Source organism: Pseudomonas sp. F-14 TE3623, assembly GCF_053629015.1.
Genome location: NZ_JBRJHM010000001.1, coordinates 3041466 through 3065131, shown reverse-complemented (window position 1 = coordinate 3065131; position 23666 = coordinate 3041466). Strand labels below are relative to the sequence as shown.

Here is a 23666-nt window from a genome sequence, read left to right as displayed (position 1 = left end):
TTCGGATACTCCGCATTCAGTTGATAAACATAATCAGAAGGCCTGCCGTGCCCTATTGATTACTTCTTCTTTTTCGGGGCGATGACCATGATCAGCTGGCGTCCTTCCATCTTAGGATGCTGTTCGACCGAACCGTACTCGAGCAAGTCACCTTCAACTCGCTTGAGGAGTTCCATCCCCAGCTCCTGGTGGGCCATCTCACGGCCGCGGAATCGCAAGGATACCTTGGCCCTGTCCCCATCACTCAGGAAACGTACCAGGTTGCGCAGTTTTACCTGGTAATCCCCTTCCTCCGTCCCTGGACGAAACTTGATTTCTTTAACCTGAATCTGCTTCTGGTTTTTCTTGGCCGCGGCAATCTGCTTCTTCTTCTCGAAGATCGATTTGCCGTAGTCCATCAGTTTGCAAACAGGGGGTACTGCATCGGCGGAAATTTCCACCAAATCCAGTTTGGCCTCTTCAGCCTTAAGAAGCGCGTCTTCAATTGACACAATCCCAAGCTGTTCACCTTCAGCTCCAATTAACCGAACCTCGCGTGCCGAGATATTCTCGTTGATCGGGGCTTTCGGTGCAGCTCGTTTATCTTGTCTCATTTCACGCTTAATAATAATTACTCCGAATCTGGGCGACCACGCCGGGAAACCGCTTGCGCGAGAAACTCAGCGAACTGGGCGACGGGCATCGAGCCCAGGTCAGCACCTTCACGAGTACGCACAGCGACAGTCTGCATCTCGACTTCCCGATCTCCGATAACCAAGAGATAGGGAACCTTGAGCAAAGTATGCTCGCGGATTTTAAAGCCGATCTTTTCATTTCTCAAGTCAGACTTGGCACGAAATCCGCTTTCATTGAGGGTTTTTTCAACCTCAGCGGCAAAATCAGCCTGTTTATCAGTGATATTCATGATCACTGCCTGGGTCGGAGCCAGCCACGCGGGGAATGCACCCTCGTAGTGCTCGATCAGGATTCCGACGAAACGTTCGAACGAACCCAGGATCGCCCGGTGCAACATAACCGGGTGCTTGCGACTGTTGTCTTCGGAGACGTATTCGGCTCCCAGACGGACAGGCAGGTTAAAATCGAGCTGAAGGGTACCACATTGCCAGACGCGGCCGAGGCAATCTTTCAGCGAGAACTCGATTTTCGGACCGTAGAATGCACCCTCGCCCGGCTGCAGATCGTACGGCAAGCCAGCACTATCAAGGGCTGCAGCCAGTGCAGCTTCGGCGCGATCCCACAGCTCGTCGGAACCGACGCGTTTTTCCGGACGAGTGGACAGCTTCATCTCGACGTCTTTGAAGCCGAAGTCGGCATACACGTCCATGGTCAGCTTGATGAACGCAGCGGATTCGGCCTGCATCTGCTCTTCAGTACAGAAGATGTGCGCATCGTCCTGAGTGAAGGCGCGCACGCGCATGATGCCGTGCAGTGCACCCGACGGCTCGTTACGGTGGCAGGCACCGAACTCGGCCAGACGCATCGGCAGTTCGCGGTAGCTTTTCAGGCCCTGATTGAACACCTGCACGTGGCACGGGCAGTTCATCGGCTTGATGGCGTAGTCGCGGTTTTCCGACTGAGTGGTAAACATGTTGTCGGCGTAGTTGGCCCAGTGCCCGGATTTCTCCCACAGGCTGCGGTCAACGACTTGTGGAGTTTTGATCTCCAGATAGCCGTTGTCGCGCTGAACCTTGCGCATGTACTGCTCGAGCACCTGATACAGAGTCCAGCCGTTCGGGTGCCAGAACACCATGCCCGGCGACTCTTCCTGGGTGTGGAACAGGCCCAGACGCTTGCCGATCTTGCGGTGATCGCGCTTCTCGGCTTCTTCGATGCGCTGGATGTAAGCCGCCAGTTGCTTCTTGTCCGCCCATGCGGTGCCGTAAACGCGCTGCAATTGCTCGTTCTTGGCATCGCCACGCCAGTAGGCGCCGGACAGCTTGGTCAGCTTGAAGGATTTCAGGAAGCGCGTGTTCGGCACGTGCGGACCGCGGCACATGTCGACGTATTCTTCGTGATAGTACAGGCCCATGGCCTGCTCGTTCGGCATGTCTTCGACCAGGCGCAGCTTGTAGTCTTCGCCGCGGGCCTTGAACACTTCGATCACTTCGGCGCGCGGAGTGACTTTCTTGATCACGTCGTAATCTTTCTCGATCAGCTGTTGCATGCGCTGTTCGATGGCGGCCAGGTCATCCGGCGTGAAAGGACGCTCGAAGGCGATATCGTAATAGAAGCCTTCGTCGATGACCGGACCGATGACCATCTTGGCCGTCGGGTACAACTGCTTGACCGCATGGCCAACCAGGTGGGCGCAAGAGTGGCGAATGATCTCCAGCCCCTCTTCATCCTTTGGCGTAATGATTTGCAGCGAGGAATCGCTGTCGATGATGTCGCTGGCGTCGACCAGCTTGCCATCGACCTTGCCGGCCACGGTGGCTTTGGCCAGACCTGCACCAATGGATGCGGCGACCTCGGCTACGGAAACCGGGTGATCGAATGAACGTTGACTGCCGTCGGGAAGAGTAATAGTTGGCATGGCGCCTCCTCTCCTAGTGGTGACCCCTACCAAAGGTCACGTGGGTTGGGATGAGCCAGTACAAGATCCGATCCAGGCCATTCAATAACGAACGCCTGCCTTACAGCGGCAGGAGCCTTGCGGCCAACCGGAAAACCGAACCAGAGTGACTGGGATTCAAATCAGGGTTATTCGAGCCGCTGCCGCTGCCGGGACTGAAGGTCATCCGGAGCCTGCAAACGCCCGAGCGAAGCATGCTAGCACAGATGAACGGTCATCGCGGCGGCAAGGTTTTCTGCGGGGGCAAATCAGGCATTTTTATGCCAGAGTGCTGAACTTGAACCATGCTTTACCCCTCAGATAACAAGACATTGACCCAAAAGGAGCATCTCAGCATGCGTCTGAATCGTTTATTCGCCATCGTCGCACCCGTCGTCCTGTTGCTGCCGCTGGCTGCCCATGCCGACTGGCCAAAGGGCGAGCGCGAGAAATACATGGCTCAGTGCACTCAGGCGGCCACTCCGCAGATCGGCGCTGCAGCTGCAAAGTCTCACTGCGCTTGCGGTGCCGACGCGATCAAATCGTACCCGGCTGGCGACATTCAGGCCCTGATGGATAACAAGGCCAGCCCGGAACTGCAACAGAAAGCGCTGGGTCAGATAGCTAAATGCAAGGCCGATGCACCGGCGAAAAAGTGAGAAAAAAGTCCTTTTAACTCGGCTCACTGCCGATAAAAAGTGATGAAATTGAGCTTTTTCGTACAAATTTTTCAGGTTTTTCAGCTTTTTTTCTTGTCTTAACTTTCGACTGAAAGCCTTTTAAACCGGGGCTTTCAGCCACACGAAGCAACAAAGCAAACGTGACTGTAGGGCAAACAGCACACCCAGGGGGCTCCCAAAGCGAACATTTCGACTATGATAGTCCGGTGTGCCCAGTTGGCCTGAGCAGCACAGTACTACTGAAAATATATGTTTCTTGGAGATACACCATGTCTAATCGCCAAACCGGCACCGTTAAATGGTTCAACGATGAAAAAGGCTTCGGCTTCATCACTCCTCAAGGTGGCGGTGACGACCTGTTCGTACACTTCAAAGCTATCGAAAGCGACGGTTTCAAAAGCCTGAAAGAAGGCCAGACCGTTTCCTTCGTGGCTGAGAAAGGCCAAAAGGGTATGCAAGCTGCACAAGTCCGCGCAGAGTAATTTTCTGCCGCACTAAAAAAACCCCGTCCATGTGACGGGGTTTTTTATGGGCGTAACAAAAACCTGAAGCAATCAGCCGCAGTTGACGCGAGTGACCACCAGGTTGTTGTCGGTGTTCAGGTTCAGGCGATCGGAGCGGTACTCCAAGGTCACCATGTCATCAGGCTTGAGGAACCGGGCATTCTGCGCGCCTGCACGGGTACGTGCCTGCTCCAGCAATTGGGGCGAAGCCTTTTTGCCAATGGTGAATTCGGCAGCCTTTGCTTCACAACGGCTGTGGCCGGTGTCGGTCGCCACAGGGTCCTTTGCCGACTCGGTGGACGTACTGCTGCAACCGGCCAGCAGGGTGGCGGCCAACAAAGTACCCAATGACGCGAGCTTCCAAGGCATGAAGCCTCCTTTTTTCAATAATTAAGCTGAGATCGTGCGACCGCCATTTTGGCGTTTGGTTTCAGAGTGGCGCTATCGCCCCGCCCTCGATCCGGGCAGCGGCGAGTGTGCCTGAGCATCGGTGCGCCGTTCATCCCTCAATCATGACTGAATATGAACAGAGCTCAATAGACGTCGATGTAGTCGAAAGGCGGTTTCGGCCAATTTTGCTTGAGCGCATTGAAAATCTGCATGACCCAGACCTCGTCGCTGGCTGCTACCAATCCGACATAACCGGAACCCTTGGCCCAGGTCTCCAGGCGAAACAGCAACCCGTCGATGTCCGTGCCGCCCACAATACCCGACGAAATGTAGGCGATGCCGCCCTTGGTGACCCGCAACTGAGTGTGTTCATCATCATTGGCAGAGGCCAGTAGCTGACGCACCGCTTCCAGGGTCAAGCCGTCAGGAGTGTTCAAATCGATCTGCACAGCACGGTCCTTGAAAAATCGTCAAAGACCAAGTGTCGCATAGCCCTCCCCTCATGCCTAAGTCGGAGTGCCAAACGTCCCGCAAAATGGTTAACTCGACACTCAGACTTTCCCGACTTCACGAGCGCCATCATGACCACCGTAAGTATCGACGCCGACATCAAAGCCAAGTGGCCACAGGGCCACAGCTCTTACAGCCCGGGTAGCCCGGAAGAGTTGGCGATCATTGGTATCGATTTGCTGGTCAAGGAACTGGGGACGCAAGCCGCCCAGACATTCATCAAACAGGTTCTCGAGAAGTACCCCGCCGACTATATTGGGGCAACAGAGACCGAGTAGCGTAAAAACCCGCAGGCCGGCACCTGCGGGCCTGTGACTTACTTCAAACGAGCCAGACGCTGGGTCAACAGGTCGAAGAAGCCCTGAGCGTCGCCGCTTTCAACCCAGAAGGCATTTTTCGGGGCCTTCAGGCCGTCATACCAGTCGACAATGGTCTGGCCGAAGGTCGGCCCTTCGCGGCTATCAACCACTACGTTGACCGAACGCCCGGTGAACAGCTCTGGCTTGAGCAGGTAAGCGATGACTGTGGCGTCATGCACCGGGCCACCCGGAATGCCGTAGTGCTCCATGTCACCTTTGACGTACTCGTTGAGAATATCGCCCACCAGTTTGCTGGCATTGTTGTTCAGGGCGGCGATCTGCTTCAGGCGCGCTTCACTGGTCAGGATCTTGTGGGTCACGTCCAGCGGCAAGTAGGTCAGCTTGACGCCACTTTTCAGCACTACTTCCGCCGCCTGAGGGTCGGCGAACAGATTGAATTCGGCCACCGGGGTGATGTTGCCGCCGTTGAAGTGCGCACCGCCCATGATCACCACTTCCTTGATGCCCTGAACGATTTCAGGCTCCTGGATCAGCGCCAGGGCCAGGTTGGTTTGTGGACCGAGCATGGCGATGGTGATGCTGTGGGGCTTGGCGGACTTCAGGGTATCGATCAGATAGTTGACCGCATTGCCTTCGGCCAGGCCTTTCTTCGGCTCGTGCACCGTGACACCCGACAAACCTTCCTTGCCGTGGATGTTCTCGGCATAGATCGGCGTGCGCATCAGCGGTTTCGGTGCTCCCGCGTAAACAGGCACCTCCTCGCGCCCCGCCCACTCGCGCGCCAGACGTGCATTACGCGAGGTCTTGTCCAGACGCACGTTGCCAGCAACGGTGGTCAGCGCACGAATATTCAACTCTTCCGGCGATGCCAGGGCGAACAGCAAGGCGACCACGTCATCGGCACCTGGATCAGTGTCGATGATCAGGTCGATCTTCTCCGCCGCTTGGGCGCTTGTTGCGGTAATCAGGGACAAAAGCAGCAGACTCCGGAGCAGGTGGTGCAGTTTCTGAGCATAGCGGTGCATAGCGCACTCCTTGTGCGTGGGAAGAACGGAAAGTTAAAACGTTACTCCAGCCACCAGGACGATGTTGCAGTACGGCTGACATTCGCCTGTACGAATAATCGCCCGTGCCTGTCGGCTGAGTACTTTGAATTGGTCATGACTGAGCAACTCACGTCGGCCCAGCGCACCTTCGGCATTCAGTTCATCCAGCGCGCTCAAGGCCGACGGTTTCTTGTCCAGAATCTCATGGGCCAGCACATGGCTTTCGACCTGCATTTCGCTCAGCACGACCTTCAAGGTACTGACGAAATCCGGAATCCCGTGGGTCAAGGCCAGGTCGATCAATTCAACGCCGGGTGGAACCGGCAGGCCGGCATCGCCGATCACGACCGCGTCGCCATGGCCAAGGGAGGCAATCAGCCGCGACAGCGCGACGTTGAGCAAAGGAGTCTTTTTCATGGTGCTTTAAAGGCCTGTACGTCGGACAAGGTAGGAATCGAAGGTTGCGCGCCAGCCCGGGTAACCGACAGCGCTGCGGCGACTTGGCCGAAGCGGATCGCCTCGACCTCGCTTTTGCCGGCCGCCAAGGCTGCTGCGAAACCACCGACGAACGTGTCGCCGGCTGCGGTGGTGTCGACCGCCTTCACTTTCGGTGCCGGGAAATGCTCGAAGCGTTTGCCATCGGCGAACAGTGATCCTTGAGAACCCAGGGTGATGATCACTTTGCCAGCGCCCATGGCGATCAAACGGGCCGCGGCGGTTTCGGCGGTGCTCAGGGAGTCCACCGGCAAACCGCTGAGGGCCGAGGCTTCGCTTTCGTTGGGGATCAGGTAATCGATGGCCGCATACCAATCCGCCGGCAGCGGGCAGCTGGCCGGCGCCGGATTGAGAATCACGGTTTTACCCAGCTCATGACCGCGCTTCAGAGCATGGCCGACCGTGGCATCCGGTACTTCCAGCTGACAGATGATGACATCCGCCGCTTGTAACACCGCGTCGAAACGGTCGATCACTTCGGGCGTCAGCGCACCGTTGGCACCGGCAACAATCACGATCGCGTTCTGACTGTTGTCATCGACCACGATCAACGCCACGCCGCTGGAATCCTCGACCGTACTGACCGCCTGGCAATCGATCTGCTCGGCCAACAGAGCCCCGCGCAGCGCTTCGCCATAGGCGTCGCTGCCGACACAACCGACCATCGATACCTGCGCCCCCAGCCGCGCCGCGGCCACGGCCTGGTTCGCGCCCTTGCCGCCGGAAACCGTGGCAAACGATTGGCCGATCAGCGTTTCACCACCACGGGGCAGCCGTGGCGCCCGGGTTACCAGGTCCATGTTCAGGCTGCCTATTACCACTACTTTTGCTGGCATACATCACTACTCGTCAATTCTGTTTCTGCGGTGCTTTTGGTTTCAGCGGAATTGGGCGAACACACTAGCCAGCGGCGCAGTCGATTCTCGCAAGACAATACTGGGGGTCACGATGCGCTGATCGGTCGCCAGAGCCGGCGTGGCGATCCTGCGCAACAGCACTTCGGCCGCCATCTCGCCAAGCTGCAAGATCGACTGGCCCACGGTGGTCAGCGCCGGATAGACGTATCGGCTCATCTGGATATCGTCGAAGCCGATCACCGACAGCTCGGTGGGCACACGGATATTGCGCTCGGCAGCGGCGCGCAACACACCGATGCCAATCATGTCGTTACCGGCGAAGATCGCGCTGGGTGGGTTCTTTTCCAACAGGATCGCGGCGGCGTTGTAACCGCCCGTGCTGGTGAAGTCGCTCTCCAGCATGCGCTCGCGCGGCACTTCGACACCCGCCTCTTTCAAGGCACGGCAATAACCGGCCAGACGCATCTGCGCCACGCTGGTACTCGCCGGCCCACCAATCGTGGCGATGTCCCGATGCCCCAGATCCAACAAGTGCCGGGTCGCCAGATAGGCACCGTATTCGTGATCGATGCGCACCAGATCGGCATCGAGACCTTCGAGCCCACGGTCGACGATCACCATTGGCGTACGCACACCCGCCAGACCTTCGGCCAGGCCGCTGTCACCACCGGCAGACGCAACGATCAAGCCGTCAATGCGTTTTTCCAGCAACACGCGAAGGTAGCTGCGTTGCTTGTCCGGGTTGTCGTCGGAGTTGCAGAGGATGACGCAATAGCCGTTGCGCTCGCAGTAATCCTCGATGCCACGGGCCAACTCGGCGAAGTACGGGTTGAGGCTGTTGGGCACCAGCAGGCCGATGGTCGCGGTGGTTTTCGCTTTCAATGACCGCGCCACCGCACTGGGCACGTAGTCGAGACTTTTGATCGCCGCCTCGACCTTGATCCGTACTTCCTCACTGACCGGCCGCGTCTTGTTCACCACATGGGAAACCGTGGTGTAGGAAATACCCGCGAGTGCCGCTACATCCTTGATTGTTGCCATGACTCAGGTCCGCCGGCTTGCGCGCTGACTGCGATAAGTATCAAGCACCACCGCCACCACGATCACCGCGCCGGTGATGATGCGTTTGGTGGGTTCGGTCGCGCCGATCTGCGCCAGACCGGCCGCCAGTACGGAGATAATCAGGACGCCGAAGAATGTGCTGATAACCGAGCCGCGCCCGCCCATCAGGCTGGTGCCGCCGATCACGACCGCGGCAATCACTTGCAGCTCCAGACCGGAGCCGGCGTTCGGATCCGCCGCTTCCAGGCGCGAAATCTGAAACAACGCAGCGATACCGGCCAGCAGCCCCATCAGGCTGAAGACCAGGATCTTGTAGGGCTTCGGATTGATCCCCGCCAGACGCACTGCCTCTTCGTTGGTACCAATGCCGATCAGGTAACGACCGAACACCGTACGCGTCAGCACGGCCTGGGCGATGAAGATAATCAGCAAAGCGATGATGAATGACGGCGAGATGCCGAACGCGATCGGGTTGGACAGCCAGGCGAAGGCATCACCGATATAGGCAGTGCGCGAACCGGTCATCTGATACGCCAGGCCCCGCGCCATTTCCAACACGCCGAGGGACACGATGAACGACGGAATCCGCCACGCCACGGTGATCGAGCCGGTGATAGTCCCGGCCAATGCCGCTACCGCCATGCCGAGCAAGGCCGAAGGCAAGACGCTCCAGCCCCAACCGAGAATCGCCACGCTGACCGCGGAGGCCGCGAGCGCCAGCACCGACCCCACTGACAAGTCGATACCGCCGATGATCAATACGAAGGTCATGCCGACCGCCAGCACCATCAAGTCGGGAATCTGGTTGGCCAGGGTGCTGAAGGTGTCGTAAGACAGGAAGTGGCTGCTCAGGACCGAGAACAGCGCGACCATCGCCAGCAAGGCACCGGCCAGGCCCAGATAAGTGCCGAGGCCGTAAAAATTGCCACTACGTTTGCCGGCCAAAGATGCAGTATTCATGGAAGATCCCTAGGCGCTGCTTCGTTGAGCAACGCATCACGTTTTTGGTAGCCGGCGAAAGCGGCGGCAAGCAAATCATCCTGGGTCCAGCTGTCACGCTCGAAAGTGTCGATCAGACGCCCTGCCGACAACACACCGATGCGATCGCAGATCAGCATCAGTTCGCGCAGATCGCTGGAGACCACTACCAGCGCTTTGCCCTGACGGGTCAACTCACCGAGTAATGCGTAGATATCGAACTTGGCGCCGACGTCGATGCCCCGGGTCGGCTCATCGAACAGCATCACCGTGCAATCGCGCTCGAGCCAACGGCCGATCACGACTTTCTGCTGATTGCCGCCGGACAATTCCGAGACCAATTGCGTCGGGCTGGAACTGCGAATCCGCATGGCGTTGATCTGACGCTGGGCCAGAGACATCTCGTCACCGTTATTGACGAAGCCACCGCTGGAAATCACCGGCATATTGCCCAAGGCAATGTTGGCGCTGATTGATTGCGTCAGCAGCAGGCCTTCGCCTTTACGGTCTTCGGTGATCAGCGCGATGCCGTGACCGACCGCGTCGGCCGGCGAACGAATATTCACCACCTGAGCCGACGCCCCCAGCGCGACGGTGCCGCTGTCGGCTGTATCCGCGCCGAAGATCAGGCGCAGTAACTCGGTGCGCCCTGCCCCGATCAAACCGGAAATCCCGAAAATTTCGCCGGCGCGCACCTGGAAGGACACATCGCGAACCTTATCGGAACGGGTCAGCCCTTTGACCGTCAAGGCCGGCGCGCCGATCTTGCGCGGCCCCATGTCGATGTGCTCACCCAATTCACGGCCGACCATCAGGGTGACCAGTTGCTCGCTGTTGTAATTGGCCATCGGCTCGACACAGACCAGGTTGCCGTCGCGCAATACCGCAATGCGCTGGGCCACCCTTGCCAGTTCTTCGAGGCGGTGGGAAATGTAGATGATCGACACGCCACGCGCCTGCAGACGAGTGATCTGCTCGAACAGCATTTCGACTTCACGGGCCGTCAGCATCGCTGTCGGCTCGTCGAGGATCAGCACGTGGCAATCGCCGATCAGGTTGCGGGCGATCTCCACCATCTGCTGATGGCCGATCCCCAGTTCGCCGACCAACGTATCTGGATCGATGGCGTCCAATCCGACCTGGGCCATGGCCTCGATCGCCGCCTTGCGCAGCTGCTTACGGCTGATCCAGCCACCGTGGCTGGGCAGGTTGTCGAGAAACAGGTTTTCCGCCACCGACAACGTCGGCAACAGATTGAGTTCTTGCATGACCATGCGGATGCCCAGCTCTTCGGCCTGGCTTCGGCTGCCGGGACGGTAATCCTGCCCCTGGAATTGCATCTGGCCGGTGGTCGGCGTGACCAGTCCGCCAATGATTTTCGACAGCGTGCTTTTACCGGCGCCGTTCTCGCCGGTCAGCGCCAGCACTTCGCCGCGCATCAGCGTCAGGTCGATACCAGTGAGGACGGGTTGGGCATAGGTCTTACCGATACCGCTGACCGAGAGGACAGCGTTCGGGGCGCAAACAGACATAAAACTCTCCATGTGCTCGCCCCAAGAGGCGAGCACCGTTGTGTCGCCAGAAGGACTACTTGGTAACCAGCTCTACCGGAGTTTCGATGACGCCGTTGACGCCGCTATCGACTGTCTCGCCTTTGATGATTTTCAGCGCCGTCTCGATGCCGAACACCGCTTGCCGGGCAGCAAACTGGTCGGCGGTGGCCAGGACGCGGCCATCCTTGAGCATTGGCTTGATGGCGTTGATGTTGTCGTAACCAACCACTTGCACCTTGCCGGCCTTGCCCGCCGCGCGTACGGCAGATACTGCGCCAACCGCCATGCTGTCGTTGCCGGCCAACAGGGCCTTGATGTTCGGGTATTCGCTGAGCATCGATGAGGCAACCTTGCCGCCCTTGTCGATTTCCCAATCGCCGGACTGCAGGGACACGACTTTGATCTGCGCCGCTTCCATCGCATCCTTGAAGCCTGCCGTACGCTGCTGGGCATTGGTGGTAGTGGAAACGCCTTCGATGATGCCGACTTCGTCACCGGCCTTCAGCTGTTTGGCCAGGTACTCACCCACCAGACGCGCGCCTTTGCGGTTGTCCGGGCCTACGAACGGAACGGTGATGTTTTTGCTTTTGACCACCGCCGGGTCCAGCTGGTTATCGATGTTGATCACGGTGATGCCGGCATCGACCGCTTTTTTGATGACCGGAACCATGGCCTTGGAATCTGCCGGAGCGATGACCAATGCGTTGACCTTGGACAAAATCATTTGCTCGACGATGCGCGTCTGGCCGGCCGTGTCCGTTTCGTCCTTGATGCCGTTGGAGATCAGCTCGAAGTCGCCGGAGTGGTCTTTCTGGTAAGCCTTGGCGCCGTCTTCCATGGTCAGGAAGAATTCGTTGGCCAGGGATTTCATGACCAGCGCGACTTTAGGTTTTTCAGGGGTTTCGGCGAAAGCCGAAGACACGGGCAAAGCGGCGGATGCCGCAGCCAGCATTGCGACAGCGAGAAGACGTCCAGCGAATGGCAGCTTCATGGGTTCACTCCGATCTTATGATTATTCTGAGCAACGCTTGCGCTAGACCCTGCCCTTACGGGATCAAGCCATCTAGGGCGACCGCGCAAACGTTTGCGTAGACCGAACTATGCGAACCCTGTCGAAATTTGTCAACGATCTGTTTTGTGTCTCGATTGGCAAAAGCCAACCCTTTTGCATCACGCCATGGTGCTGACCAGATTGCCACTCATGGAACCCTTGGCCAGCTCTTTAACCAGATTGCCTGTCACTTGCGCGAGCGCACCGCTGGTATCGGCGATTTGCCCCTGAATAGACATGACAGCGGTGGCTTTGGCTTCCGGAGTCGGATAATTCGCTGCCTGAGCGGCCGCCAGTTGTTGCTGCTGTTCGCGCAGTTGCTGCTGTAGTTCCTGCATGCGCTTGAGCAAAACCTGCACCGCAATACTTTGACCGCCGCTTTTTTCGGATTTGCTTTCGCCCTGAGTCTGCGCAGCGCCACCGGTTCTGACCTGGTTGTCGCTCCCCTCCTCTTTGCCCAGCGCTTGGGCCGAGGCGTCGGACGTCGCTTCACTCAAGGCATTGATGGTCGCAGGGGACTTGCCCGCGATAGTGATTGCGGCTGCATTTGGAAAACCGACAGTAAACGACATGTGAACTCCTGGAAAAGATCCCTTTAAAGGAGCATCGACCTGCGCCAGGGTTTCTTTAGCACTGATTTCAGATTTTGCAAGGCGACTTTCTCAATGAAGGTCGGAGAGCCGAACGTAAAAGCTGCACATGTTCGGAAACCCGGACGACCAAGTCCGAATACTTTTCCAGACGTTTCAATAATTCATATAAGAATCATCAGGTTAAAAGATCTTATTGTTGATTATCAGGCTGGTACAGATCCTGCTCTTCTCCTACACCCCCAGCGTTCAGATCTGCTTGGGGCCGTGTCTAGATGAACCTGCATCCGCAACGTTTCACTACGAGAGAAAACAATAATGAAATCTGCCTTCAACACTTTTATTCCGGGCGCTTTGGCCCTCCTGCTACTCCTTCCGTCCGCCCTTCAGGCAAAAGAAGTCGAAACTCAACAGAAACTGGCGAACGTGGTGATACTGGCCACCGGCGGCACCATTGCTGGCGCGGGAGCCAGCGCCGCGAACAGCGCCACCTATCAAGCGGCGAAAGTCGGTATCGAACAGTTGATCGCAGGGGTTCCAGAACTGAGCCAATTGGCCAACGTTCGCGGCGAACAGGTCATGCAGATCGCGTCCGAAAGCATCACCAACGACAACCTGCTGCAATTGGGCCGTCGGGTGGCTGAGCTGGCCGACAGCAATGACGTCGATGGCATTGTCATCACCCACGGCACCGACACCCTGGAAGAAACCGCTTACTTCCTCAATCTGGTAGAAAAAACCGACAAGCCGATCATCGTCGTCGGCTCCATGCGCCCTGGTACCGCCATGTCGGCCGACGGCATGCTGAACCTGTACAACGCCGTCGCCGTGGCCAGCAGCAAAGACGCGCGCGGCAAAGGCGTACTGGTGACCATGAACGATGAAATTCAGTCGGGTCGCGACGTCAGCAAAATGATCAACATCAAGACCGAGGCGTTCAAAAGTGCCTGGGGCCCATTGGGGATGGTGGTCGAAGGCAAATCCTACTGGTTCCGTTTGCCAGCCAAGCGCCACACCATGGATTCGGAATTCGATATCAAAACCATCAAGAGCCTGCCTGACGTCGAAATCGCCTACTCCTACGGCAACGTCAGCGACACCGCCTACAAAGCCCTGGCTCAATCAGGCGCAAAAGCCATCATCCATGCCGGCACCGGCAATGGCTCGGTCTCGTCTCGCGTGGTTCCCGCCCTGCAAGCCCTGCGCAAGGACGGCGTACACATCATTCGTTCTTCCCACGTCAACGCCGGTGGTTTCGTACTGCGTAACGCCGAACAGCCTGACGACAAGTACGACTGGGTTGTGGCTCACGACCTGAATCCGCAAAAAGCCCGCATCCTGGCCATGGTCGCGTTGACCAAGACCAACGACAGCAAAGAGCTGCAACGGATGTTCTGGGAATACTGATCTACCCTCGCCCGACCTGTTCCGGGTCGGGCACCGCTGTCACCACTCGCCAGCCTTGGTGAGTGGTTCACGACCTTTCCGACAAAAAAATCACCATCGTCCTACACCAAACGGAAAAAACTACTGTCAGAGGATTTTCTTGAATTTTAAGCAGTTGCGAAAATGCTTACAGTTAAATACTGTATGCACGTACAGCTTAATAAGGATAATTCCGTGGCCACTCCCTCTGCCTCTCCTGACGCCTATGAACGCCTGGGTATGCGCGTTCAGAAAATCATCAATTCCCCCACCGCCCAGAAAGCCAAAGCTGCGCTGATCTTCCGTCTTCCGGACGAACCCATGGATGAGTGGGAACGCTTGCTTGAAGAAATCGACGAGAACGACAACGTCACCCTCGCCCATCGCGACGATGGTGGTGTACAGATTTTCTGGGTTGTGCCGAAGGAAGATTGAGTCAATGAGTGTCCGCTGGTTTGCTTTACTGCTTCTGTGCATCACCCTCGGCGCCCAGGCTGGCGCCCCACGCACCTTCAACGAAGCCAAGAAAGTTGCGTGGAAGTTGTACGCGCCGCAATCCACCGAGTTTTATTGCGGCTGCAAATACACCGGCAACCGTATAGACCTTGCTGCCTGCGGTTATGTGCCGCGTAAAAATGCCAAACGCGCCTCGCGCATAGAGTGGGAGCACATTGTCCCGGCCTGGCAGATCGGCCATCAGCGCGAATGCTGGCAACAAGGCGGTCGCAAGAACTGCACGCGGTACGATCCGACCTATCAGAAAGCCGAGGCCGATCTGCACAATCTGGTGCCAAGCATCGGCGAGGTGAATGGCGATCGCAGCAACTTCAGCTTCGGCTGGCTGCCGGTGCAAACCGGTCAATACGGTTCGTGCCTGACACAGGTCGACTTCAAGCAGAAGAAGGTCATGCCCCGCCCTTCCATTCGCGGCATGATCGCCCGGACTTACTTCTACATGAGCAAGCAGTACGGCTTGCGCCTGTCAAAACAGGATCGGCAACTGTATGAAGCCTGGAACAAGACCTATCCGGTACAGGCCTGGGAACGTCAGCGCAACCAGAGCGTGGCGTGCGTGATGGGGCGCGGCAACGAGTTTGTCGGCCCGGTAGACATGAAAGCCTGCGGCTGACCGACCGCTGAAAACACAAAGGCCTGGGGCATTACACCCCAGGCCTTTGTTCGTTTCTAACCGCTGTTTTTGCTTATTGAGCCGTCGGATGTTCGACCACCAGCGACTCGATATTCCTTTTCTTTGCCCGGGTAAGCGCTGCCGTCACCTCAGCTTGCTTGGCTTCTGCCTCGGTTTTCGAATTGAACGGCCCTATCAGGATACGAACCTTTCCGTTCTCCCTGATGACGCTGGAAACGAAGCTATGCTCAATCAACCAGCCGCTCAGGTCGCTGACCGCCTGGGGCGTTTCGCCGCGTACCTCGACGTCCCATTGCGGACCGGTTGTCGCCGCGGGTGCGGAAGCGACTGTCGGTTGCGGCTTTTGCGCGTCAACCCCCTTACCCTCATCGCACCCGGCCAACGTCAATACTGCGATTACCAAGGCCATTTTGCGCACAACGCTTCCCTCTGGATGCTGAAAGCGGCGATTTTAACACTCATGGATCCTGTTCGAGCGCCGCAAAATGGGCGCAAAACAACGAGAATGATGGTTGCGGCCTCTGTATAGTTACGCCTTGGGAATTAATGCAGCATCTGCGCGTCAGAAAGAGGCACCCAAACTGCGAGACTTCGCACTAATCTATACCTATACCGACCTCTGCACTGTCCGAATCAGGTGCCCCACAAGCAATCAAGGAGAAAACCATGCTGATACTCACCCGCAAAGTCGGTGAAAGCATAAACATCGGTGACAACATAACGATCACCATTCTGGGCGTTAGCGGCCAGCAAGTCAGGATTGGCATCAACGCCCCGAAAGACGTTGCGGTGCATCGCGAAGAAATCTATCAACGCATTCAGGCCGGCCTGACCGCCCCAGACAAACCGCAAACACCCTGAATCCTGCAGTGGTCAGTAGCCAGCCCATTCTGCCTCGAATAACGGCTGGCTAAAGATTCAAGCACCGCATCGCCCTCTGCCCAGCCTCTTTACAATACCGTCGCAACGTGGAGCCGATACTACCGCCCATCTCATGCCATGACTGTCAGACGTTTCGGATTTGCAGCGAGAAAGAGCTTCCTCCTTCCCGGCTAACCAAACGTTACCCCACGCGCCATGCCCGTGGCAGCTACGACCATCAGCACCAACAGCAGCGCTTCGATATGACTGATACGGGCAAACAGCGTTGCGCGCCCGGTATCGATAGCCGCCCCACGCCCCTGCGCAATCCGCCATTTGATCAGCGTCACCATCGGCGCAATTTCAAGCAACAGGATAAGGACGAAGAGCGTCATTTTGAGATGAAACAGCGGTTGGTGAAGATAGTAATCAGTGCCTTTTTCATATCCGCCAAAGGCTCGCATCCCACCCGTGATCAAGAGAATGACTGCAGAGATCCCCCACAGATTATCCGCCACCAAAACGCTGCGCGCCTCTCCTGCACCGGCAGTCAGACGACGTAAAGCCGTGCCGCGAGTCAGTACCGCCCAGAAGCCCAGCGCAAAGGCCAACAGGTGAATCGCCGCCAGAAACCAGTGAGCCAGCATCGACATACTCCTTATAGACGAAGTTGAAATAGCCCTACAGTAGTAGTTCATCGGCGGAGATTTGCCCACGCACGCGGCCCCGCTTATACATCGCCATCGACATGGAGTCACTATGCGCAAGGATTACCTGGCTTTCTTTATCTCGCTGTTCCTGTCCCGGCTGGCTGACCAGATCTTGCTGTTCATCGTCCCGCTGATTGTCTTTCAGACCACCAACAGTGTGTCTTTGGCAGGCCTGGCTTTTTTTGCCGAGTCGTTGCCGCGCTTTCTGGCATTTCCGGTATGCGGTGCACTGTGCGACAAATTTCCGCCCATTAGTATCCTGCACATCAGTCAGGTCTACCGCGCAGCGGCCTGCGTCGCAGCCGTGGCACTGTATGGCATGTTTGATGGCATCTACTGGATCGTGATTCTGTCCGTGCTGTGCGGCGTGCTGACCACCCAGGGCATCATGGCCCGCGAAGTGGTCATGCCCTACATTTTCAAGCAATACACCTACACCAAGACCCTCTCCTATTCGCAGATCGCCGATCAGACCGGGCTGGTGCTCGGCCCACTGGTCGCGGCGCTGATGCTGGAAGTCTGGGCGTGGCACTGGGTGGTGCTGGGGATTGCCGGACTGTTTCTGCTGGCTGATCTGGCGATGCTGATCTGGCAACGCAGCAATTCGATCACTCTGGAGTCGTTCGAGCAACATCAAGACATCTGGCTGCAACCGCTGCGCATTGCATTCGGGCATATTCGCGACCTGGTGGAACTGCAGAAGGTGATCAGCCTGGCGGTGGGCGTGAACCTGATCATCGGCATAACCCTGGCCACATCAGCAGCCATGGTGATCGGCCAATACAGTGCCAGCAAAGACTTTTATGCAGGGCTGCAAGCCGCAGGGGCAGTGACCACCATCGTCATTCTGTTCTTCCTGGCGCGGGTGACCCTACCGTTGAGAGTACTGGGAGTCGTTTCCTATACGATGATTGCCACCGGCGCTCTGATCACTGCCTTCAGTTCGAACGCTTGGGTGTATGTCATCGGCTTCCTGCTGATCGTCGGTTTCGACAAGATGTTCAACGTATACATACGCAGCACCCGCCAGCGGGTGATTCCACCCAAGGACTTCGGCAAGACCGTGGGCGTCATTACCTTGCTGAACAATCTTTCTCAACCATTGGCCGGATTGCTGATCGCCTTGTTGGCCGCCCCTCTGGGAGCACAGAAAGTCATTCTGCTGCTGGCGGTGATCACCGGCTTGATCGGGGCAGGTGTGGTGTTTTTCGCCAGGGCGAGCAATGCACCTGCTGTCTCAGTGCCCGATTCAATTGGCAAATAGCGGGCACAAAAAAGCCGGGTTCCTGATGGATACCCGGCTTTTAGAGTCTTGGACTTAATCCGTTCTTTTTGAAGTCGAAGTGCGAGCGTTGCTTAGTCCTTTAGCATTGTGATCGCCAGGCGTAGAGGTCGAAATGGCAGAGGCCTTCGTCACCCCTCGCGTGTCCTTGGAATTCGCGATGCCCGACGTCACCGAACCATGGCCGTTATCATCGTTTCGATCGCTACCGTAGTGATTGCCACTGGCGCCTCGGTCCCGAACGGCCTTGCCTGCGTGATCGCTGCTCAAGCCATTGCCGTGGCCATTGCTGACGCCGCCGGAGTGGCCGGAACCACTGTGCCCACCGCCGCCACCGTTACCGCCGCCATTGCCACCGCCGTTACCACCACCACCACCACCACCACCACCACCACCACCACCACCACCACCCTTCGCGTAGGCGGAGCTCATGATGGACAGATCAGCGGGCAATAATGGGGCGGCTGCAAGCATCATCACGCATGACATGACAGCTGCAAAACTCTTGTTTTTTAATAACATGGGTGGGTTCCGTGAGGTTGATATCGCACGAAGTAATTGACCGTTTCGGCCCCACACAGTTCAAAGGTCAACGACCAACGGGCAGGCAATGTGCAGTTATCGAACAATGCACATTGCTTCCCGTAGTTTTACTGATCGTTATGCAGCGAGGGCGCGATTGGAGTTTGTCGTTTCACTTCAATCGAATGCGCCATTGAGAACCTCGTAGATGATCCCGGTAGCGATGGCCACCAGTATCAAGTCAGTGCCAGCCTGCCGCCACTCGTAGCCATCGTAATGCGGAAGCCTGCCGAGCAATCGGCCATCGAGCTTTTTGGCGATCCCCGGCGGTAGCGGTTTTCCGCGAGCGAGGTTTTTTTGAATGCCGGGTGGCAACGCCGGCCCGGGGCTCCAGTAGTCGCGATAACCACCCACGACTCCAAGAACACTTCCGTGATTGATGCTCGGGCCGTGACTCCAATCGTCACCCCCTGAACCTTTGCCTTTGTTTCCATGGCTGGCGTTGCCATGGTCCTGGATGTTTTGTGGATTTCCCTTGCCGCTTCCCTGGCCCTTCCCGTTTCCCGGGTCGGCCAATGCAGTCATTGAACCGGACGCCAAGGCAAGACACGTCATAGCGGCAATCAACGAGCGAGATCTAAACATATCCGTTCTCTCAGAAAGGGGATGCCCCCTGCAATGTAGACGGTTATGGCTGTGTTAGTTCAGAAAACGTGTGCAATGGAGGTGGCGACAGGGCCATACGGGAAAATCGAACGAACGGAGAGTAGAACTGGCCCAGTCAGTTGATAGCTGGGCCAGATGAAACAACTACAGCACTACGGTTGAGAGCATGCCTAAAGCCCCCAGGCAAAGCCCGATGAGTGCGCCACGTCCCGGCGCCTCATGAAACAAGTACCAAACCACTATCGGTTCAAGGAGCAATAGCGACGTGACTGAAATCACCGTAACAATCCAGATATCACCCTGTCCCGTCCTGAATAAGGTTTACACCTCCTGAAAAACAGATCAGAAGGTGTAAACCTTATTCAGGACGGGACACAGACAACAAAAAAGGGCCCACCTTTCGGTGAGCCCTTCCAGACCGCCCAGCAGAGCGGATTTTGTTTGGTAGGCGCGATTGGACTCGAACCAACGACCCCCACCATGTCAAGGTGGTGCTCTAACCAACTGAGCTACGTGCCTGCTGTGAGGCGGCATTCTACGGAATTCCGGAGGGGTGTCAACACCTTTTTTTCACCTAACCCTATGAATATGCAAAATATTTAATTTTGCTGCGGCAAAGAAGATTTTCCGCTGGCTGGCGGTCGTTTTTTAACTCGGGTAGGATCGATGCACTCGTAAAATATATTAAACAGAGGCTGCAGGATGGCGAACACTCCCTACCCAGAGTCCTATTACGCCGCATCGGCTAATGGAGCGCCGCCGCGCCCGGCCTTGCAGGATGATGTAGAGACTGATGTCTGTGTCATCGGTGCTGGTTATACCGGCCTGTCCTCTGCCCTGTTTCTGCTGGAGAACGGTTTTCGGGTAACGGTCCTGGAAGCGGCCAAAGTGGGTTTTGGCGCATCGGGGCGCAACGGTGGCCAGATCGTAAACAGCTACAGCCGTGATATCGATGTGATCGAGCGCAGTGTCGGCCCCAAGCAAGCTCAGCTGCTGGGGCAAATGGCGTTCGAGGGTGGACGGATCATTCGTGAGCGGGTGGCCAAATACAACATCCAGTGCGACCTGAAGGACGGCGGTGTGTTCGCCGCCATTACCGCCAAGCAGATGGGCCATCTGGAATCCCAAAAGCGCCTTTGGGAGCGCTTCGGTCACACGCAACTTGAGCTATTGGATCAGCGACGCATCCGTGAAGTGGTGGCTTGCGATCAATACGTCGGCGGCATGCTCGATATGAGCGGCGGGCATATTCATCCGCTCAACCTTGTCTTGGGCGAGGCAGCCGCCGTGGAGTCGCTGGGCGGCATCATCCACGAGCAGTCGCCAGCGGTGCGCATCGAGCGCGGCGCCAATCCGGTGGTGCATACGCCTCAGGGCAAGGTCAGGGCCAAATTCATCATCGTCGCCGGCAACGCTTACATCGGCAATCTGGTGCCGGAGCTGGCAGCCAAGTCGATGCCCTGCGGGACTCAAGTGATCGCCACCGAGCCCTTGGGCGATGAATTGGCCAAGCGCCTGTTGCCTCAGGACTACTGCGTCGAAGACTGTAACTACCTGCTCGACTACTACCGCCTGAGCGCTGACAAACGCCTGATTTTCGGCGGCGGCGTGGTCTATGGCGCGCGCGATCCGGCGAACATCGAGGCGATCATTCGACCAAAGATGCTCAAGGCCTTCCCGCAGCTCAAGGACGTGAAAATCGATTACGCCTGGACCGGCAATTTCCTGCTGACGCTATCGCGACTTCCCCAGGTCGGACGGCTAGGCGACAACATCTACTATTCCCAGGGTTGCAGCGGCCATGGCGTAACGTATACGCACCTGGCGGGCAAGGTACTGGCCGAAGCATTGCGCGGTCAGGCCGAACGCTTCGACGCCTTTGCCGACCTGCCCCACTACCCGTTCCCCGGCGGACAATTGCTGCGAACACCGTTCGCTGCGTTGGGCGCCTGGTATTACGGATTGCGGGACAAGTTCGGATACTGACCGATAGAGGTGAAAAGGGGCCGCTGAATGCGGCTCCTGCGAAAAGCGGTTCACTCAGAAGTCGACGGTTGCCGAAAGGAGGTAGGTTCGTGGAGTCGAGAGCGTCAAGCCAGGCTCGCTGTCATCTGAGGCCCCAGCCGAACTCCAATAGCGTTTGTCCGCCACGTTCTCGACATTGGCACGCAGGGTGATGTTCTTTTCGTCGACCTTGAATGCGTAACGCGCACCTACGTCGAAACGCTCCCAGGAGTCAATTTCCTTGTTGTTGGACTGGTCCAGATACTGCGAGCTGGAATAGAGGCCGCGACTGGTCAGGGTCAGGCCTTGTACGGTCGGCACGTCCCACTCGGCGCCCAGGTTGACGTTGTATTTCGGCGTGGCCGGTGCCCGGTTGCCGTCAAAGGTGCCATTGGTGGTGTCGGTCAACTCGCTGTCGATGTACATGACACCGCCGAGCAGGCGGAAACCATCGAGCGGCTCACCGAACACACTCAGCTCCACACCCGTGTTCTCACGCTTGCCGTTCGGGCCGAAAACCCGCGTCGTGGCGTTGGTCTCATAGGCCGGCTGCTTGATCCGAAACACCGCGGCAGTCACGGCGAATGCACCCGCGTCATACTTGGCGCCGACCTCGACCTGGCGGCTGATGAACGGCGGGAATATCTCGTCCTCGTTCACAGAGGTCGACGGCGCGATCTTGCCCTGGCTCAGGCCTTCCATGTAGTTGGCATACAGCGACAGCTTGTCGGTTGCCTTAAACAGGATCCCGCCCGACGGCGAAACCTTTTCCTCATCGTAGGCTGTGGCGCCTTTGACATTATCCGTCCAGTCGTCAACCTTCACGCGCTGCCAGCGGGCGCCGAGGGTCAGCAGCAGCCGGTCATCGAAGAAACCCAGAGTGTCGGACAACGCCACGCCGCTGAAGCGGTTCTCGGTGTAGACCTTCGAATCGAGTCGAGTGGGTCTCGCAGGTGTTGGTGTTTCCACGGGGTCGTAGAGGTTGCTGCGGGCCGCGGCATAACGGGCGCCGCCATTTTCGAAGTCCATGTAGAAATAGCTGGCGGCCAGATTGACCTCATGGCTCACCGGGCCGGTATGAAACCAGTTGCGCACCCCTGCCGTGGCCGTCCGGACATTTTCGTCACGGGTGAAGTCTCGTGGCTGAACGCTGAAATCGCCAGCATCATTGGTGACCGCAACGGCATGCCGGAGAAAGTCATGGTTGCTTTTACGCGCGCCCACGCCGCCGTACAGCATGACGGAATCGCTGACATCGAATTCGCCGTTCACCGCTCCGAAAGTGTCGTTGGTGCTCGCCTTGCTCCAGGGCTGCGCATAGTTGTCGCGCACATCGTTCGGATTCGGCACCTTCGCATTGGCGCCGACCTGCACGCGCTCCTGCGGGGCGTCGGTATCACGCTCGGTGCGCCCGACGTCCGTTGAGAGTCGCAGACGCTCACCGCGAAAATCCAGGCCCAGCACGGCCATCTCGCGGTCGACACTCTGGTGATCCCATTCGGTGTCGCCGGACTGCTTCACGCCGTTGAAACGAATACCGAACTTGTTGTCTTCACCAAAGCGCCGGCCGACATCCACGGCACCGCCGACCTGATTGTCGGAAGCGTAGTTACCGGTAAACGAAGTGATGGGCTTGTCGGTCGCGCGCTTGGGCACCACGTTGATCCCGCCACCCACACTGCCCCGTGGCGAGATGCCGTTGATGAGCTGGCTCGGGCCTTTGATGATGTCGACGCGGTCGGCCATCTCCATGTCGATCGTATAGGTCGGCAGGACGCCGTAGAGACCGTTGTAGGCGACATCGCTGTTGAACAGGCTGAGCCCGCGAATGGTGAACTGCTCATAACGCCCACCCGCCGGGTTAGTGGCGCGAACCGAGGGATCACTGGCGATCAGGTCGCCCAAGGTACGAGCCTGCAGGTTTTTGACCGACTCGCCGGTATAGGTGGTCATGCTGAATGGCGTTTCCATGAAGTCTTTCGAGCCCAGCAAGCCTTGCGAACCGCGGCGCGCGACCTGGCCGCCGGCATACACCTCACCGCCCGCCTCGCCCGTAGCACCGAGAATCGAAGTGGGGGCCAGTTGCAGGCTGCTACCTTCTGGCGCCGGGGTCAGGATGTAGGCTTGTTCGCCCACCGATTGCAATTGCAGACCGGAACCCTGCAACAGCCGGGCAAAGCCCTCCTCGATCGCGTATTCGCCGGAAAGACCAGGACTGGTGCGACTGCCCACCAGTGCCAGGTCGACCGAGAGATTGACGCCAGACAGACCGGCGAAGCGGGTCAGCGCATCGCTCAGGCTGCCGGCAGGCACCTGATAGCTGCGCCGGGTGGCGTCTTCGGCCCAACTGGCAGTGATGAATAACGGACTGGCACTCAGGCCTAGCATCAGGCTCAGGTGCAACAACGGACGCAGGCGGGAAGAAGCCGGGCGCAGACAGCAAGGTATTACTGCGGGCAT

Annotated in this window: 26 protein-coding genes and 1 tRNA gene; 9 read left to right on the top strand and 18 right to left on the bottom strand. The window is 57.7% G+C overall.

The window, feature by feature from the left end:
* Window positions 1-59: 59 nt before the first annotated feature.
* The gene (infC, locus tag AB7M29_RS14160) at window positions 60-611 is read right to left on the bottom strand and encodes a translation initiation factor IF-3 (RefSeq protein WP_172435341.1); all 552 of its coding nucleotides are present in this window, start codon (window positions 609-611) and stop codon (window positions 60-62) included.
* Window positions 611-2533: a threonine--tRNA ligase gene (thrS, locus tag AB7M29_RS14155; protein WP_123498780.1), complete on the bottom strand. Its 1923-nt coding sequence runs from the start codon at window positions 2531-2533 to the stop codon at window positions 611-613. The genes infC and thrS overlap by 1 nt, the downstream gene beginning before the upstream one ends.
* Window positions 2534-2907: 374 nt before the next feature.
* Here thrS and AB7M29_RS14150 point away from each other — a divergent pair, with 374 nt between their 5' ends.
* The gene (locus tag AB7M29_RS14150) at window positions 2908-3210 is read left to right on the top strand and encodes a hypothetical protein (protein ID WP_217857915.1); all 303 of its coding nucleotides are present in this window, start codon (window positions 2908-2910) and stop codon (window positions 3208-3210) included.
* Between the two features lie 290 nt (window positions 3211-3500).
* Window positions 3501-3713: a cold-shock protein gene (locus AB7M29_RS14145; RefSeq protein WP_007905882.1), complete on the top strand. Its 213-nt coding sequence runs from the start codon at window positions 3501-3503 to the stop codon at window positions 3711-3713.
* A 72-nt stretch (window positions 3714-3785) separates the two neighbouring features.
* On the opposite strand, the gene AB7M29_RS14140 is transcribed toward AB7M29_RS14145, so the two are convergent.
* Both AB7M29_RS14140 and AB7M29_RS14135 read right to left on the bottom strand, forming a co-directional pair.
* Window positions 3786-4103: an I78 family peptidase inhibitor gene (locus AB7M29_RS14140; RefSeq protein WP_038980107.1), complete on the bottom strand. Its 318-nt coding sequence runs from the start codon at window positions 4101-4103 to the stop codon at window positions 3786-3788.
* Window positions 4104-4267: 164 nt separating this feature from the next.
* Entirely contained in the window at window positions 4268-4573 is a 306-nt protein-coding gene (locus tag AB7M29_RS14135) for a hypothetical protein (protein ID WP_454247072.1), read from the bottom strand.
* Window positions 4574-4705: 132 nt separating this feature from the next.
* On the opposite strand from AB7M29_RS14135, the gene AB7M29_RS14130 reads away from it, so the two are divergent.
* Window positions 4706-4912 (top strand): hypothetical protein, encoded by a 207-nt coding sequence (locus AB7M29_RS14130; protein ID WP_052965360.1) that lies wholly within the window; start codon window positions 4706-4708, stop codon window positions 4910-4912.
* A gap of 38 nt (window positions 4913-4950) precedes the next feature.
* Here the strand turns inward: AB7M29_RS14130 and AB7M29_RS14125 are convergent, their stop codons facing one another.
* From AB7M29_RS14125 to AB7M29_RS14090, 8 genes are all read right to left on the bottom strand, one after another.
* On the bottom strand, window positions 4951-5979 hold the full coding sequence (locus AB7M29_RS14125; RefSeq protein ID WP_052965361.1) for a nucleoside hydrolase: 1029 nt from the start codon (window positions 5977-5979) through the stop codon (window positions 4951-4953).
* 33 nt (window positions 5980-6012) lie between these two features.
* On the bottom strand, window positions 6013-6417 hold the full coding sequence (gene rbsD, locus AB7M29_RS14120) for a D-ribose pyranase (protein WP_217857916.1): 405 nt from the start codon (window positions 6415-6417) through the stop codon (window positions 6013-6015).
* Window positions 6414-7331 (bottom strand): ribokinase, encoded by a 918-nt coding sequence (gene rbsK, locus AB7M29_RS14115; RefSeq protein WP_454247071.1) that lies wholly within the window; start codon window positions 7329-7331, stop codon window positions 6414-6416. The genes rbsD and rbsK overlap by 4 nt, the downstream gene beginning before the upstream one ends.
* A gap of 42 nt (window positions 7332-7373) precedes the next feature.
* Window positions 7374-8393: a LacI family DNA-binding transcriptional regulator gene (locus AB7M29_RS14110; RefSeq protein WP_052965364.1), complete on the bottom strand. Its 1020-nt coding sequence runs from the start codon at window positions 8391-8393 to the stop codon at window positions 7374-7376.
* Window positions 8394-8396: 3 nt separating this feature from the next.
* Window positions 8397-9374, bottom strand: coding sequence for an ABC transporter permease (locus AB7M29_RS14105; RefSeq protein ID WP_052965365.1), 978 nt, complete (start codon window positions 9372-9374; stop codon window positions 8397-8399).
* On the bottom strand, window positions 9371-10924 hold the full coding sequence (locus tag AB7M29_RS14100; protein ID WP_217857918.1) for a sugar ABC transporter ATP-binding protein: 1554 nt from the start codon (window positions 10922-10924) through the stop codon (window positions 9371-9373). The genes AB7M29_RS14105 and AB7M29_RS14100 overlap by 4 nt, the downstream gene beginning before the upstream one ends.
* 55 nt (window positions 10925-10979) lie before the next feature.
* Window positions 10980-11936 (bottom strand): sugar ABC transporter substrate-binding protein, encoded by a 957-nt coding sequence (locus AB7M29_RS14095; RefSeq protein WP_123356334.1) that lies wholly within the window; start codon window positions 11934-11936, stop codon window positions 10980-10982.
* 179 nt (window positions 11937-12115) lie between these two features.
* Entirely contained in the window at window positions 12116-12568 is a 453-nt protein-coding gene (locus AB7M29_RS14090) for a hypothetical protein (RefSeq protein WP_454247070.1), read from the bottom strand.
* Window positions 12569-12904: 336 nt separating this feature from the next.
* Here AB7M29_RS14090 and AB7M29_RS14085 point away from each other — a divergent pair, with 336 nt between their 5' ends.
* The 3 genes from AB7M29_RS14085 (at window position 12905) to AB7M29_RS14075 (ending at window position 15140) form a co-directional block, all read left to right on the top strand.
* Complete coding sequence (locus AB7M29_RS14085; protein WP_217857920.1) at window positions 12905-13993, top strand: asparaginase; 1089 nt, start codon at window positions 12905-12907, stop codon at window positions 13991-13993.
* A 162-nt stretch (window positions 13994-14155) separates the two neighbouring features.
* Window positions 14156-14446 (top strand): DUF1654 domain-containing protein, encoded by a 291-nt coding sequence (locus tag AB7M29_RS14080; protein WP_052965370.1) that lies wholly within the window; start codon window positions 14156-14158, stop codon window positions 14444-14446.
* A 4-nt stretch (window positions 14447-14450) separates the two neighbouring features.
* Window positions 14451-15140: an endonuclease gene (locus AB7M29_RS14075; RefSeq protein WP_217857922.1), complete on the top strand. Its 690-nt coding sequence runs from the start codon at window positions 14451-14453 to the stop codon at window positions 15138-15140.
* Window positions 15141-15213: 73 nt separating this feature from the next.
* Here AB7M29_RS14075 and AB7M29_RS14070 read toward each other — a convergent pair whose 3' ends face one another.
* Window positions 15214-15579 (bottom strand): SPOR domain-containing protein, encoded by a 366-nt coding sequence (locus tag AB7M29_RS14070; RefSeq protein WP_123720990.1) that lies wholly within the window; start codon window positions 15577-15579, stop codon window positions 15214-15216.
* A gap of 248 nt (window positions 15580-15827) precedes the next feature.
* Between AB7M29_RS14070 and csrA the strand changes: the two genes are divergently transcribed.
* Entirely contained in the window at window positions 15828-16022 is a 195-nt protein-coding gene (gene csrA, locus AB7M29_RS14065) for a carbon storage regulator CsrA (RefSeq protein WP_007905913.1), read from the top strand.
* Between the two features lie 191 nt (window positions 16023-16213).
* On the opposite strand, the gene AB7M29_RS14060 is transcribed toward csrA, so the two are convergent.
* Window positions 16214-16669, bottom strand: a complete 456-nt coding sequence (locus AB7M29_RS14060) for a DUF2214 family protein (RefSeq protein ID WP_454247069.1) — start codon at window positions 16667-16669, stop codon at window positions 16214-16216.
* A 112-nt stretch (window positions 16670-16781) separates the two neighbouring features.
* Here AB7M29_RS14060 and AB7M29_RS14055 point away from each other — a divergent pair, with 112 nt between their 5' ends.
* Window positions 16782-17996 carry an MFS transporter gene (locus AB7M29_RS14055; RefSeq protein ID WP_454247068.1) on the top strand — a complete coding sequence of 405 codons (1215 nt, stop codon included), beginning with the start codon at window positions 16782-16784 and terminating at the stop codon, window positions 17994-17996.
* 54 nt (window positions 17997-18050) lie between these two features.
* Here AB7M29_RS14055 and AB7M29_RS14050 read toward each other — a convergent pair whose 3' ends face one another.
* From AB7M29_RS14050 to AB7M29_RS14040, 3 genes are all read right to left on the bottom strand, one after another.
* Complete coding sequence (locus tag AB7M29_RS14050; protein WP_454247067.1) at window positions 18051-18536, bottom strand: hypothetical protein; 486 nt, start codon at window positions 18534-18536, stop codon at window positions 18051-18053.
* A 177-nt stretch (window positions 18537-18713) separates the two neighbouring features.
* Window positions 18714-19181, bottom strand: a complete 468-nt coding sequence (locus AB7M29_RS14045; RefSeq protein WP_123356320.1) for an anti-virulence regulator CigR family protein — start codon at window positions 19179-19181, stop codon at window positions 18714-18716.
* Window positions 19182-19644: 463 nt separating this feature from the next.
* Window positions 19645-19721 (bottom strand) — tRNA-Val (locus AB7M29_RS14040).
* Window positions 19722-19904: 183 nt separating this feature from the next.
* Here AB7M29_RS14040 and AB7M29_RS14035 point away from each other — a divergent pair.
* Window positions 19905-21188, top strand: a complete 1284-nt coding sequence (locus AB7M29_RS14035) for an NAD(P)/FAD-dependent oxidoreductase (RefSeq protein WP_217857926.1) — start codon at window positions 19905-19907, stop codon at window positions 21186-21188.
* Between the two features lie 54 nt (window positions 21189-21242).
* On the opposite strand, the gene AB7M29_RS14030 is transcribed toward AB7M29_RS14035, so the two are convergent.
* Window positions 21243-23666: a TonB-dependent siderophore receptor gene (locus AB7M29_RS14030; protein ID WP_454247066.1), complete on the bottom strand. Its 2424-nt coding sequence runs from the start codon at window positions 23664-23666 to the stop codon at window positions 21243-21245.